General features: G+C 67.5%; 9 protein-coding genes and 1 pseudogene. 6 read left to right on the forward strand and 4 right to left on the reverse strand.

The window, feature by feature from the left end:
- Positions 1-498 precede the first annotated feature (498 nt).
- Both ACWCPM_RS30965 and ACWCPM_RS30970 read left to right on the forward strand, forming a co-directional pair.
- A complete protein-coding gene (locus ACWCPM_RS30965; RefSeq protein WP_450979578.1) occupies positions 499-8,094 on the forward strand; it encodes a ricin-type beta-trefoil lectin domain protein in 7,596 nt (2,531 codons plus the stop codon).
- 22 nt (positions 8,095-8,116) lie between these two features.
- Positions 8,117-8,464, forward strand: a complete 348-nt coding sequence (locus ACWCPM_RS30970) for a hypothetical protein (RefSeq protein ID WP_450979568.1) — start codon at positions 8,117-8,119, stop codon at positions 8,462-8,464.
- Between the two features lie 74 nt (positions 8,465-8,538).
- Here ACWCPM_RS30970 and ACWCPM_RS30975 read toward each other — a convergent pair.
- Positions 8,539-8,808: pseudogene (locus tag ACWCPM_RS30975) on the reverse strand (penicillin-binding transpeptidase domain-containing protein); the annotation flags it as partial.
- Between the two features lie 44 nt (positions 8,809-8,852).
- On the opposite strand from ACWCPM_RS30975, the gene ACWCPM_RS30980 reads away from it, so the two are divergent.
- Positions 8,853-9,626 (forward strand): ISAs1 family transposase, encoded by a 774-nt coding sequence (locus tag ACWCPM_RS30980; protein WP_450979569.1) that lies wholly within the window; start codon positions 8,853-8,855, stop codon positions 9,624-9,626.
- A 342-nt stretch (positions 9,627-9,968) separates the two neighbouring features.
- Positions 9,969-10,724 carry a GntR family transcriptional regulator gene (locus tag ACWCPM_RS30985; protein WP_450979570.1) on the forward strand — a complete coding sequence of 252 codons (756 nt, stop codon included), beginning with the start codon at positions 9,969-9,971 and terminating at the stop codon, positions 10,722-10,724.
- A gap of 86 nt (positions 10,725-10,810) precedes the next feature.
- On the opposite strand, the gene ACWCPM_RS30990 is transcribed toward ACWCPM_RS30985, so the two are convergent.
- Positions 10,811-11,140, reverse strand: a complete 330-nt coding sequence (locus ACWCPM_RS30990) for a hypothetical protein (protein WP_450979571.1) — start codon at positions 11,138-11,140, stop codon at positions 10,811-10,813.
- Between the two features lie 269 nt (positions 11,141-11,409).
- Between ACWCPM_RS30990 and ACWCPM_RS30995 the strand changes: the two genes are divergently transcribed.
- The gene (locus tag ACWCPM_RS30995) at positions 11,410-11,949 is read left to right on the forward strand and encodes a PH domain-containing protein (protein WP_450979572.1); all 540 of its coding nucleotides are present in this window, start codon (positions 11,410-11,412) and stop codon (positions 11,947-11,949) included.
- A gap of 67 nt (positions 11,950-12,016) precedes the next feature.
- Here the strand turns inward: ACWCPM_RS30995 and ACWCPM_RS31000 are convergent, their stop codons facing one another.
- Complete coding sequence (locus ACWCPM_RS31000; RefSeq protein WP_450979573.1) at positions 12,017-12,463, reverse strand: PASTA domain-containing protein; 447 nt, start codon at positions 12,461-12,463, stop codon at positions 12,017-12,019.
- Positions 12,464-12,497: 34 nt separating this feature from the next.
- Positions 12,498-12,809, reverse strand: coding sequence for a hypothetical protein (locus ACWCPM_RS31005; RefSeq protein ID WP_450979574.1), 312 nt, complete (start codon positions 12,807-12,809; stop codon positions 12,498-12,500).
- Between the two features lie 265 nt (positions 12,810-13,074).
- Here ACWCPM_RS31005 and ACWCPM_RS31010 point away from each other — a divergent pair, with 265 nt between their 5' ends.
- On the forward strand, positions 13,075-13,428 hold the full coding sequence (locus ACWCPM_RS31010; RefSeq protein ID WP_450979575.1) for a hypothetical protein: 354 nt from the start codon (positions 13,075-13,077) through the stop codon (positions 13,426-13,428).
- Positions 13,429-13,516 lie beyond the last annotated feature (88 nt).

Raw genomic sequence — 13,516 nt, forward strand, 5'->3', positions numbered from 1 at the left:
CACGGGGCACGGGAGCGCACACGATCACACGATCGTCAGGTGCCGTCCATATCTGAAGGATTTATGAATATGTTATGTAGCTTCATGCAAGAACCCGTTGCCTTGTGAAGCCGCCTGCATTACGACGATTTGACGGAACGTTACATCTGATTTGCACTTGATTCCCGATCTACCACGTGAGCCGACAGTGCGTCAGTCTGTTTGCACATGCGCCGTGGTGAATCTCACTTACCGACCCCCTGGTCCGCTCTCGGCGATCTTGAATCTGCGGCGGACAGCACAGAGAGTGCGCACGCACGCGCCTGATCCAGACTCGTGCTCTTTGGTGTTTCCGCACCTCCGTTGTCTTGTTCATCTGGGTGGGAGTCGACGCGTATGCGTGCTTCAGGTCCTCTGTCATGGCTGGGGCGGCATCGCCCAGCCATGACAGAGTCACAACGACGGCGCCGTCGGCGAAGCCGCACGGCGATCGTCCTATTGCTGTCCTCGACGTTGACGGTGACCAGCCTGGGCTCGCAGGCCCTGGCGGTGCCCGGGCCCGGGATGTCCCGTGAGGAGACGACCTCTGAGGTCGACCTCCCCGACATTCCGCCGAGCACCACGCTCGCCGACAATGCGCAGGCTCCGAAGACGCTGAGCACGGCGCCGGAGAACCCGATCACGCCGTACGCACCGGTCGCCACGGACCCCTGGGCGGCGGATGCCGGCCAGGCGAACCCGTCGACGGCCACGCCGGGCACCACGGTCCAGGTCAAGAACACGACCACCCAGGCGCTCCTGCCGGTCGGTGTCGGTGTGCCCGTGGGTCAGGACCCCGCGACGATCGCCGGTGACTGGCAGGTCGCCGTCAAGGCGACCACCACGTCCGAGGACACCGGCGTTCCCGGCATGATCATGGAGATCGTGCCTCCGGCGACGGCGGACCCGGCGGCCCAGGTGCTCGTCGACGTCGACACCACCGCCTTCGAGGACCGCTACGGCCAGCTGGCCGCCGAGCGCTTCGGCCTCGTCCTGCTGCCGAGCTGTGTCGTCGACTCCCCGGATACCGGCGACTGTGCGCCCGACACGGGCGTCGAGACCATGGCCGGCGAGAACGAGCCGGACCTCGACGTCGAGCGGCTGCGCAGCACCGTGAAGGAGGTGCCGGCGGCCAAGACCAAGCTGAAGGGCACGTCCGGCAAGACCAAGAACGCCGCGGTCCGCCAGATCCTCTCCGGCACGGTCCCGGTGGCGAACCTGCTGCCGGACAAGGACACCTCCAAGGTCTCGGGCGCCTCGGTGCGCAAGGCCGCCTTCTCGTCCAACGTGGGCGCCTCCGGGCGCCAGGTCGTCGGCGCGATGGACACCGGCGCCTCGGCGTCCGGTGACTTCACCGCCTCGCCGCTGCTGTCCTCCGGCTCCTGGGCCGCGGGTTCCTCCAACGGCGCCTTCACCTACTCGTACCAGGTGCAGACCCCGGAGACCGCCGGCGGCCTGATGCCGAAGGTCAACCTGTCGTACAACTCCCAGTCGGTCGACGGCCGCACCTCGGCATCGAACAACCAGGCCTCCTGGATCGGTGACGGTTGGGACTACAACGCGGGCTCGATCACCCGGACGTACAACAACTGCCGCCAGGACTCCAAGCGGGCCGGGGCCAACAACAAGGACCACAAGACCGCCGACCTGTGCTGGGGCTCGGAGAACGCCACCCTGTCCCTGGGCGGCATGACCACCGAGCTGGTGTGGGACGACACCAAGGGTCCGCTCGGCTCGGACGGTAAGCCCGTCGGCCAGTGGTTCACCGCCAACGGTGACGGCTCGAAGATCGAGCGCATCAAGGACACGTCCAAGGACCCGCGCTCGGGCCTGAAGGACGCGGACGGCGAGTACTGGGTCGTCACCACCAAGGACGGCACCCGCTACCACTTCGGTCTGAACAAGCTCCCGGGCTGGTCGGACAACGGCACCGCCGCCGACGACCCGTACACCGACTCCGTCCTCTCGGTGCCGGTGTACGGCAACCACTCGGGTGAGCCCTGCTACGCGGGCTCGACGACCGCCGACTGGAAGAACTCCTCCTGCCTCCAGGCCTGGCGCTGGAACCTCGACTACGTCGAGGACATCCACGGCAACGCCATGTCCCTCTTCTGGGCGCGCGAGCAGAACTACTACGCGAAGAACTTCTACTTCAAGGGCCCGGTCAAGTACCACCGCGGTGGCTACCTGAAGCACATCTACTACGGCCAGCGCAAGGACTCGCTCTTCTCCGCGGAGGCCCCGGCGCGCATCGGCTTCACCGTCGCCGAGCGCTGCTTCCCCGAGGCCGGCCTGACCTGCACGGACGCCAACGACACGACCGACTACTTCACGGACAAGGACCCGGGCAAGTACCGCATCTGGTACGATACCCCAGCCGATCTGAACTGCAAGGCCGTCACCTCGACGTACACCCGCAAGTGCTGGAACGCAGGTCCGACGTTCTGGACCCGCAAGCGCCTGGACAAGATCACCACCTCCGCGCAGCGGCGTACCGACACCACCGCGCGTCAGGTCGTCGACGAGTACCAGCTCAAGCAGAGCTTCCCGGTCCTGAAGACCGGCGCCAACACGGCGCTGTGGCTGGAATCGATCCAGCGCACCGGCTACGCCCGCAACGGCTCCACCGACGCCTCGGTGAAGCTGAACGCGGTGCGGTTCGAGTCGAACTCCGACGACATGCCGAACCGCGTCTACCGCGGCAGCCCGGCGACGGACCCGCGGCCCGGCTTCTCGCGTCTGCGCATCGCCCGTGTCGTCAACGAGTACGGCGGCGAGACGGCCGTCACCTACAAGCCCCGCACGCCCGAGTGCCTCGACAGCACCGGCCTGCCCGGCAAGACCGAGACCGCCGCGCTGAAGTCCAACACCCGGCTCTGCTACCCGGTGTTCTGGCACCCGGACGCCGAGATCGAGGACATCGACTGGTTCAACAAGTACGTGGTCGACTCGATCGAGGAGCTGCCGAATATCGACGGCTCGTTCTCCACGCTGACCGCGTACGACTACAAGAACGCCGGCTGGAAGCTGGCCGAGGCCGAGTTCACCAAGAAGTCGACCCGGACCTACTCGCAGTTCGCCGGCTTCGAGCAGACCACGGTCACCACCGGTGAGCGCAAGGCCGCGGCCGACAACGGTGAGGGCACCAACCCCGCCGAGGACGCCCCCGGTGCCGAGGCCCCGAAGACCAAGGCCGTCACCCGCTTCTACCGCGGCATGGGCGACACCGTCCCCGTGAAGGACATCCACGGCAACACGATCACGTACAACGGCCAGCCCGTGTACGACCGTGAGGCCTTCGCCGGCCGCATCGCCGAGGAGCTGTCCTACTCCAAGGCGACGGACGCGGACACCAACTGGCTGACCCGCAGCATCACGATCCCGCAGGCGACGGAGCTCGCCAGCCGCGAACTCGGCGACGGGCTCACCCCGCTGAAGGCCTGGCGGGTCACGGAGCCCGAGGAGATCGCGTACACGAAGTCCTCGGGTACGGGTGACGACACGCGGACGCTGCGGACGGTCAAGACCCACACGACCTACGAGTCGACGTACGGTCTGCCGACGCTGGTGGAGTCCCTGGGGGACGCCGATCCCACCAAGACCGGTGACGAGTCCTGCACCAAGTTGGAGTACCTGCACCGCACGGACAAAAACCTGATCGGTCTGTCCAAGCAGGTCCTGGTGTCCCCGACGACCTGCGCGAACGCCAACTGGACCAACCTGTCCACCCTCAGCGGGGCGCAGCGTACGGCCTACGACGGCCAGCCGTTCGACGCGAACCAGACGTCGCTCATCTCCACCACCCGCGCCCTGGCCACCGAGTCGTGGTCGCTGAACCGCACCGGCACCGACTTCCAGACCAACGGCACCACCGGTTTCGACGAGATCGGCCGGGTGATCCGGCAGACCAATGCGGAGCAGCTGGCCAAGCCGTTTCCGAAGTCCTCCACGATCAGCTACGAGCCCATCGGACCGGCCGAGGGCCAGATCTTCAAGGTCACCACGACCAATGTGCTCGGCCACAGCCAGATCCAGGAGCTGGAGCCGGGCCGCGCCACCACGGTCAAGACCACGGACACCAATGGGCACGTGAGCGAGGCGCTGTTCGACCCGCTGGGCCGTCTGGCCGAGGCCTGGGCCCCGGGCCGCACCCCGGGTTCGGGTGTGCCGGACTTCAAGGCCGAGTACGTCGTCCCGGCCGAGGAGCCGGACCCGACCGACCCGAACGGCGGCAAGATCCGCAAGCCTGCGTACGTCACCACGTACGCACGTGGCTACGAGGACCGGATCGAGAAGTCCGTCACGATCTATGACGGTCTGGGCCGCGAGCGGCAGTCGCAGGAGGAGGCGGACGGCGGCGGCCGTCTGATCACCGACACGCTGTACAACAACGCCGGTGAGATCTACCAGACCAACAACGCCTACCTCAACGAGGACGACCCGAGCGGTCAGCTGTTCACCCCGCTGGCGGACACCACCGTCCCGAACATCACCCGCTACAAGTACGACGGCCTCGGCCGCGTGCTCGAGGAGATGCCGGTCCTCAAGGTCAAGCTCACGGGCACGACCGAGGCCATCTCGCAGGAGGTCCCCGAGAAGGCGACCCGCTACGAGTACGGCGCCGACTGGTCGAAGGTGATCCACCCGCAGGGGACGTCCTCCTACCGGGTCTACACCGACGCCCTGGGCCGCACCGTGCGCTCCGACACGTTCAACCCCGCGGCGCCCGGTGGCTTCACGTCGACGCGTTACGAATTCAACGCGACCGGCCAGATGTCGAAGGCGATCAGCTCGACGGACCCGACCCACCCGTGGTCGTGGACGTTCGACAAGCGTGGCCGGGTGGAGACCGCGACGGACCCGGACACGGGCACCACGCGGACCACGTACGACCAGTTCGACCGCGTCCAGACCGTCACCAACGCCCGTGGCGTCGTCGTCTGGAACTCGTACGACGAGCTGTCCCGGCCGAAGCAGCAGCGCCTGAACGACGCCAACGGCACCGTCCTGGCGGACTTCGCCTACGACACGGTCGCCGGCGGCAAGGGGCTGCCCGCCTCCGCCACCCGGTGGACGGACGGTCTGGCGTACACGCAGAAGATCAACGGCTACACCAAGGACTACCAGCCGACGTCGACGACGCTGTCGCTGCCGCCGACGCTGGCCAGCACCTGGGGCCTGCTGCCGGACTACACCTACAACTACAGCTTCTCCGACACCGGTCAGCTGGAAGAGGCGACTCTTCCGAAGGCCGGACGGTTCGACCAGGAGAAGCTCGTCGTCCGCTACAACAAGGACGGCAAGCCGGTCACCATCTCCGGCAAGGACTGGTACGGCTCCGAGACCGTCTACTCGCCGTACGGCCAGATCATGCGCTCCACCCTGGGCGCGCTGCCGTACCGGGTGTGGGCACAGAACTCGTACGACGAGTCGACCGGTGAGCTGCAGAAGCAGCAGGTGTTCCGCGAGCAGACCACGATTCCGGGCAACAACCTGGTCTCGAACCGTGAGTACGCCTACGACCCGTCCGGCAACGTCACGGGCATCCGTGAGTACGGCCCCGGGATCGAGGAGCGGCAGTGCTTCGCGTACGACCCGCTGGGTCAGCTGAAGGAGGCCTGGACCTCCAAGGACCAGACCGCCTGCACCACCCCGAAGAACACCGACGGCACCCTGAACGTCGCCGCCGGCGCGGACAGCTCCGGTTACTGGCAGCAGTACGAGTACGACCTGCTGGGCAACCGGAAGAAGCTCGTCGAGAAGGACCTGTCGGGCGACACGGGCAAGGACGCCACGACCGACTACGTCTACGGCAAGGTGGACGGCTCCCAGCCGCACACCCTCACCAAGGTGTCCAAGACCTCCTTCAGCATCCCTGCGGGCAAGCAGGTCAAGGCGGAGGTCGAGCGTCTGTACGAGCTGACCGGTGAGACCAAGTCGGTCACCTCGATCCAGAACGGCGACAAGCAGACACTGAGCTGGAACTGGGACGGTCAGGTCGACCGGATCACGGGTCAGGGCACCGGCGGCAAGACCCCGTACGTGGGTCTGGCCGACAAGTGCCTCGACCTCAAGTCCGGCCTCGCTGCCGCGTCCCAGCCGATCCAGCTCTACGCCTGCAACGGCTCGGTGGCCCAGAGCTGGAAGTTCACCCCCGCACCGGCGCCCGTGGACGGGACGCAGACCGACCCCAACAAGGGAACGCTCTCCGTCTACGACGACTGGTGCCTCCAGCCGGCCGCCAACACGGCCGGGTCGGCGCTGCAGATCCAGAAGTGCGGCACCACGGCCGCCCAGGCGGCCGCGCAGGAGATCAAGCGCAACGCCGCCGGTCAGCTCACGCACAGCCAGTCGAACCTGTGTCTGGCGGTGCAGGGTGCGAACTCGGCGAACTCCACGCCGATCGTCCTGGCCACCTGTGACAGCGCCTCGGCGGCCCAGCTGTGGGCGCCGCAGAACGAGACCCGTCACATCTACGGCCCCTCCGGCGAGCGTCTGCTGACCATCAAGGGCAAGCAGGCCACGCTGCACCTCGTCGACACCGAGGTGACCGTCCAGCAGGGCGGTGTCCTGGTCAACAGCCAGCGCACGTACTCCGCCCCCGGCGGTGCGGTCATGCGCTACGCCCACGGCACTGGCACGGAGAATCTGGTCGGCCTCACCGCCGACCACCAGGGATCCACCTACGCCGAGGTCGCCATGAGCGGCACCATGGCGGTGCGGATCCGCAAGCAGGACCCGTTCGGCAACCAGCGCGGCATCGGTACCGTCGGAGCCAACCTGCTGACCCACACCGGTTTCCTGGGTGCCACCCGGGACGACGCCTCCGGCTACCAGCCGCTCGGCGCGCGTCTGTACGACCCGGTGGTCGGACGCTTCCTGTCCGCCGACCCGCTCATGGACGTGAACGACCCGCTGCAGTCCAACGGGTACACGTACTCCCACAACAACCCGGTCACCTACTCGGACTCCTCGGGCCTGGCGATCACGCTGACCGCCTCCGAGAAGGCCGCGGCCCTCAAGGGCGCGGGCCTGTCCGCGGCCCAGGTCGCGCAGGCGCAGGCCACCATGGGCAAGTCGCTGACGTCGGTGATCCTCGGGGCGGCCTGGGGCATCCTGAGCGACTTCATCGGTCTCACCGATGCCATGGCCTGCTTCGGCGGTGACATGTGGTCTTGCGGCAGCATGATCGTCGGGGCGATCCCGTGGACCAAGCTGGGCAAGATTCCGTCCGTCCTCAAGGCCGTCAGCCGCACGATCGACGCCATCCAGGCGTTCAAGAAGGCCAAGGCGGCCGCCGAGGTGGTCCTCAAGGCCGCCAAGGCCGCAGAGGCCGCGGCATTGAAGGCCAAGAAGGCCGCCATCGAGAAGGCCAAGAAGGAGGCCGCGCAACGGGCCAAGAAGAAGGCAGCGGAACAAGCCAAGAGGCTCGCCGACGCGGCGGCCGCCGCGAAGAAGAAGACCGGTAGCGCCGCACAGAAGAACGCCCAGGTCAAGTCGGCCCCGAAGGTCTCCACCCAGACCGGTGCCGGCAAGGGCGGCGGCGGAGGCAGCAAGGCCTCCGGCGACGGGTCCAAGCCCGGCGGCAACTCGGGCGGCTCCTCGCGCAGCGGTGGCGGCTCCAGCGGTGGTGGCGGTTCCGGCAAGGCGGACGGCGGATCGGACGAAGGCCGTACACTCAACGTCGGTGCGGGTGACAACCCGATGCCCGGCGCGACGAACACGGACCTGGATCCGCGGCACCCCGATGTCATTCAGGGCAGTGACAGCGATCTGCCGTTCGAGGACGGAACCTTCAGGACGGTCCACGCTGTCAACCCGTTCGGGTTCAACCCGGTCAATGCGGAGACGGCCCGCGTCATGGAGCGAGGTGGTCTGCTGATCGTCTCGGCCGCGAAGCGGAACAAGTTCGGGAAGGCCACAGCAGAGGAGATGGCCGCGTCAGGCTTCGAACTGCTCGAAGAGGGGGTCGGGGTTCACCCCTCCCACATGTTCGGGACGATGAAGTACACCGACGGCCGAGTCATCACACCGCACGAGGGCGCGTTCGCGTGGCGCATGTACCGGAGGTTGTAGATCAGTGAAGGTTGAGGACGTCATGAGCTTCCTCGTCGACCACAGGGCTCCGAACGTCACCCCCGGGTATGTCGCGGAGCAGCTGCTCTCCATGTCCTGGATCATCGATCCCAAGGACGGGGCGCAGATCTTCGAGACCGGGAAGGAGTGGCTGAAGTCGGACGACCCGTTCCGGGTCGCGGTCGCGATCGGACTGGAGAACCTGACCTATCTGGCCGACTCCTGGGAGGAGCTGGTCGAACTGGCCGAACCTCTCAAGGAGAAGTTCCCCACGATGGTCGCCGACATCGACGCCTGGATGGCGAGGGCTGAAGCCTCGTACGAAAGGCGCCGGACGGGTTCCTTCTGGGACGACTACAAGCCCCACTGACGTCTCCTCGACCGATCGGCACCACAACGGAAGCCCCGCCAGGCACTGCCGGGCGGGGCTTCCCGCTTTCTCCGCTACGACCGCCCCCGTACCTCCGTCTCCAGCCTGAGCCCCTCCTCCATCACCGCCCGAGCGATCGGCGCCGCGTCCCCGCCCCCGCTGATGTCGGTGCGGCTGGCCTCCGCGTCCTCCACGACCACCGCAACCGCGACCGCCAGCTGGGCGGAGTCGGGGGCCTGGGCCCAGGCGATGAACCAGGCGTAGGGGGTGCCGGTGTTGCCGAAGCCGTGCTGGGCGGTGCTGGTCTTGCCGCCGACGACGGCGCCCGGGATGGCGGCGCTCGACGCCCGGCGCCATCGCCGCCGGGTCCGCCCTGCGGCCGATCGCCGTGGACGGCAAGGCCGTACGCGGCTCGCGCTCCGGTGCCCGCACCGCCGTGACCCTGCTCGCGGCCATGACCCACACCGGCGAGGTCCTGGCCCAGCGGCAGATCGCCGACAAGAGCAACGAGATCCCCGCGTTCGCGCCGCTGCTGGACCGCCTCGACCTGACCGGCACCCTGATCACCGCCGACGCGCTGCACACCCAACACGCCCACGGCGCCTACCTGCAAACCCGCGGAGCCCACTACATTGCCCAGGTCAAGGCCAACCACCCGGGCCTGTTCGACCGCGTGCGTCATCTGCCCTGGCGCGACATCGACCTCGACCACAAGGACCGCACCCGGGCCCACCACCGCCTGGAGATCCGGCGCTTGAAGACCGCCGCGTTCGCCCACATCGACTACCCCGGCGCGCGTCAGGCACTACAAGTCGTGCGCTGGAGAGCGGACTTCACCACCGGCAAGCTCACCATCGAGCGCGTCTACCTGATCACCAGCCTGCCACCCGGCGCCGCGACCGGAGCCCAGCTCGCCGCCTGGATCAGAGGCCACTGGAAGATCGAAAATCTTCTGCACCACGTCCGCGACCGCACCTTCCGCGAGGACGACTCCAAGGTCCGCACCGCCGGCCTGCCCCGCGTCATGGCCGGACTGCGGAACCTCGCCATCGGGCTCCACCGTCAGGACGGCCACACCAACATTGCCGCTGCCCTCCGCCGCACCTCCAGGCGGGGCCGTGCGCGGACAACACGGGCAGGGGGTCCTGGCCCAGCGCGGTGATGCGGACGCGACTCCCGGCGGTGGACAGGGTCATCTCGATGACGGGTGTGCCGGAGCTGAGCACGGCGACGTACAGCTCGTGCGCGAGGAGCGGGGCGTCGGCGTGGTGCACGCGTCCGGCCGTCCACAGTCGGACGTGAGCCGCCTCGAGCGGCTCGCCCTTGAACGCCCTCTGCCACGCGTGACCCGACTCGGGCATAGCTGTCCCCCGGCACCAGTGGTTATCTGAGTACAGGTAGCGCTTATCTGTACTCAGATTGTCCAGCGTTTGGTGCTGGTCAAGTGGGAGGGCAGAGCATGTGTACTCAGATTGACGCGATCACTCGGAATGGGGGTGCCGTGGTGGCACAGCCTGAGTACCTGCGGATCGCCGCCGACCTGCGGCGTCGCATCGCCGTCGGCGAGTGGGGCCCAGGTGACCAGATCCCGACACTCCCCGAGCTGTGCGAGTACTACCGCGTGTCGCAGACCACCGTCCGCAACGCGCTCGACCTGCTCCGCAACGAGGGCCTCGTCGAGTCCCGAGCTCGTGCCGGAACCCGTGTCCGTCAGAGGCCACCGATCCACCGCATGGCCGCCGACCGCTACCGCTCCACACCCGGCACCAAGTCCACCCCGTACACCCGGGACCAGAGGATCGGCTGGTCCGAGTACCGGCTCGACAAGCGGTTCGAGCGGGTCCAGGCCGACGCCGTACTGGCGGCACTCTTCGACTGCGAGGTGGGCGAGCGGCTGCTGGCCCGGCACTTCGTCTTCTACGACAACGACCAGCCGACCCAGACGAGCACCAGCTACGTGCGCTGGTCGGACGTCGCCGGAACCCCCGTCGCCGACCCGATCAACGAACCTTGGCCCGGCGGCACCCGCGCGCAACTGGGCAGCCTCGGCATCCGAGTCGCCCAGGTCACCGAGTCGTTCACCGCAGCCATGCCCACCGAGGTGGAGGCGGCGACGCTCGGTATCGGCTCCGGCGTGCCCGTCCTGCGATACACGCGCCGGCACATCGCCGACACCGGGCGGGTCGTCGAGGTGGCCCACCCGATCGTGCGCCGCGGCGACACCACCATCGTCGACTTCCGCATCGACCTCGACGACTGACCCTGGACTGACAGAACGCCTCCTGCGCGGCCTACCTGGGACCGTGCAGGAGGCGTCCGGCGCCTGTCCGATGGCCCGCTTCTTGTTCAGCCACGCCTGATCTTCCCGCCGCCCCGCGAGAGCACATGCCCTGTGCTCTTCGCGCACGAGTGCGCCATGGGACGCGTCGTCATCGCCGGGGAGAACGCCTGCTCCAACCGGTCGTCCTCGTGCTTGAACGTCTCGTCGATGATCCCGAGATCCAGCATCGGACCGTGGACAGCCGACTCGGTGTTGGCGGTGATCCCCATGCGCGACCCGGTTTTTGGCCAGAGGATCTCCTCGTTGCCGTTCGAATTCCGGATCCGCGCCCGCTTCGCCAGGTCGAAGTCTGAGATCTTCTCCCAGAACTCGTCCTCCCAGTGCTGCCGTGCCATGTTCCGGTTCTGCGCCGCGTAGATGATGTAGCGGGCGGGATGTTGTCGGGGTCAAGGCGGACGCCGCCCTTGCTGACGGGGACGACATGGTCGGCGGTGCAGGCGGCACCGTGGCCGCAGACGATGCACATGTCAGATGCGGCAAGTGTGCGGGCGCGGAGCCGGCGCCACTGGTAGCTGGTCAGCTCGCTGCGGTCGGTGCCCACTTCCACCCCCGCATACAGGCGTCGTGGATACGATCCGTCCACTGATTCAGGAGGGGGGACGTCATGGCGACGTTCAATGTGCGCCCGGACATTGATGCAGCGGCTGCGAAGCTGGCGAGCACGCTCGGTGCGAAGCGGGAGATCGAGCGGCTGCCTGAGGTGTTGTGGGAGGGCGAGACGGTGGAGATGCTCGCCACGGGAACCTACGGCAAGGGCACTGGACTGCTGGCGATGACGAATCAGCGGCTGGTCTTCTACTACAACGGTCTGCTGTCGCAGCAGGTTGAGGACTTTCAGTACAGCCGGATCAGCTCGGTGCAGTGGGCGGCCGGGATGCTGATGGGCACGTTGACGGTGTTCGCATCGGGCAACAAGGCTGAGATCAGTCAGGTGCCGAAGGCCCAGGGCAAACCGATGTCCGACCTGCTGCGTCAGCGGATGGCGGGCGACGTTGCGGGATCTGCTGTGCCGGGGGAGCCCGAGGCGGGCTCGACGCGGGACGTCGCGTCACGGCTGCGGACGCTGGACGAACTGCGGGCGTTGGGGGCGATTACGGATGAGGAGTACCGGGATCGCCGGGGGAAGATCCTGGACAGCCTGTAGTCCGTACTGCACGACGAAGCCCCGGACGTGAGCGGCGACCGGGGCTTTGCTGTGTGTTTGTGGGATTTCAGCAGGACTCGTCGAGCTTGACGGAGTAGATGGCGACGCGGAGGGCATCCGTGGCGCCGGGCCCCGGGTCTTGGCGGCAGACCTTCCAGTTGCTGTTGTCGAGGATCCAGCGACCTTCGGGCGACGCGTCTTCCTCGTTGACCATGAAGCCCTTGCTGCGCAGCAGGCTCTGCGCCTCGGCGTGGCTCATGCCGACGACGTCGGGCACCTCGCTGGTCTCCGGCTCGGCCTCGTCGGCGCTGGCCTCGGAGGCGGGCGCGTCCGTGTCGGGCTCTGAGGCGTCTGCCTCCGGTGTCTCCGGTGTCGGGTCCGTCTTCGGCTGCTCGACGGTGTCCTGGCCGGCCGTGTCCGGCTTGCTGGAGCTGGTGTCGTCGGTGCCTTCGCAGGCGGTGAGCGTGAGCGCCGCGGCAGCTGCGATCGCGGCGACGATGATTCGGGTGCGCATGGTCCCCCCTGAGTGGTTTGTTACTGAGGGGCCATCATGCGGTATGTGAGGGCGAGGTGAAGATGCTGTGACGTGTCTGTGACACGACGAACCCCTGACCGATCGGGCCTGGTCGGGGGCTGTCGTGCTCGCCGGTCAGTTTGGACTTGAGAGGTCGATCCAGTTTTTGGGAGCTGTTGCCTGCGTGGTCGATGTGCAGCTTGCGCTTGGCGGTTGCGGGGTTCTTGCCGGCGTGGTCGACGAACTCCTTGAGCTCCTCGATCGTCAGGTCTCGGCCTTTTCCGTCGAGGAGGTGCACATGCTCTGGCAGGGGCACAGGATGCGGTGATGCTGCGGGGTCTGTCACTACCGCATGGTGTACGGCGAAGCAGTCGGGGCAGGGTCCGCCTTCGGTGAGCTTGGGGCAGCCTGGTGTGGGGCAGACCTGGAAGGCTCAGGCTCTACGTGGGCACCGACCGCGATCGCGGTGACGCACAGGGCAACTGCCACGATCCGGCCACTTGCCTGGGGAAGTGTGACCATCGGATATGCCGCGGGTTCATGACCTGCGGCTCGACGGCGCGCAGCATAAGCCCCCCGAACCTTCGTCTACCGTCCCGGAGATGTCCTGCATGGGCAGACGTGCGCTCGTACGAGGCGCCACCGCCGCCGCCGTTTCCCTCATACTCGCCGTCGGCCTCGGCTCGCTGACAGTCGGCAGCGCGCACGGTGAACCGGTCACCGCAGACGTGGCCGTGCCGGCCACCACGGCCCTGCTTCCCCGGACGAGCCTGCTGGGCGCGGGACCCTCGGGGATCCTCCGCTACGAGCACGGGCGCGGCCGGTTGTGGACGACCTACGACGGCGTCGACACGGTCGTCGACGCGTCCGGCACGCCCAGCACACGTCGCTGGGCACGGGCTGGAACCAGTACAACGTGCTCACCTCAACGGGAGACATCAGCGGTGACGGACGGGCAGACCTGATCGCCCGTCAGGCGACCACCGGTGACATCTACCTGTACAAGGCCACAAGCAGCGGAAAGCTCTCACCGAGGGTGAAGATCTTCTCCAA

Source organism: Streptomyces sp. NPDC002309, from assembly GCF_053593375.1.

Excerpts from the sequence above, each read along its gene's own strand:
- ACWCPM_RS31010 (WP_450979575.1), top strand. The coding sequence starts at position 13,075 with ATGGGCAGACGTGCGCTCGTACGAGGCGCCACCGCCGCCGCCGTTTCC.
- ACWCPM_RS30995 (WP_450979572.1), top strand. The coding sequence starts at position 11,410 with ATGGCGACGTTCAATGTGCGCCCGGACATTGATGCAGCGGCTGCGAAG.
- ACWCPM_RS31000 (WP_450979573.1), bottom strand. The coding sequence starts at position 12,463 with ATGCGCACCCGAATCATCGTCGCCGCGATCGCAGCTGCCGCGGCGCTC.
- ACWCPM_RS30970 (WP_450979568.1), top strand. The coding sequence starts at position 8,117 with ATGAGCTTCCTCGTCGACCACAGGGCTCCGAACGTCACCCCCGGGTAT.
- ACWCPM_RS30990 (WP_450979571.1), bottom strand. The coding sequence starts at position 11,140 with ATGGCACGGCAGCACTGGGAGGACGAGTTCTGGGAGAAGATCTCAGAC.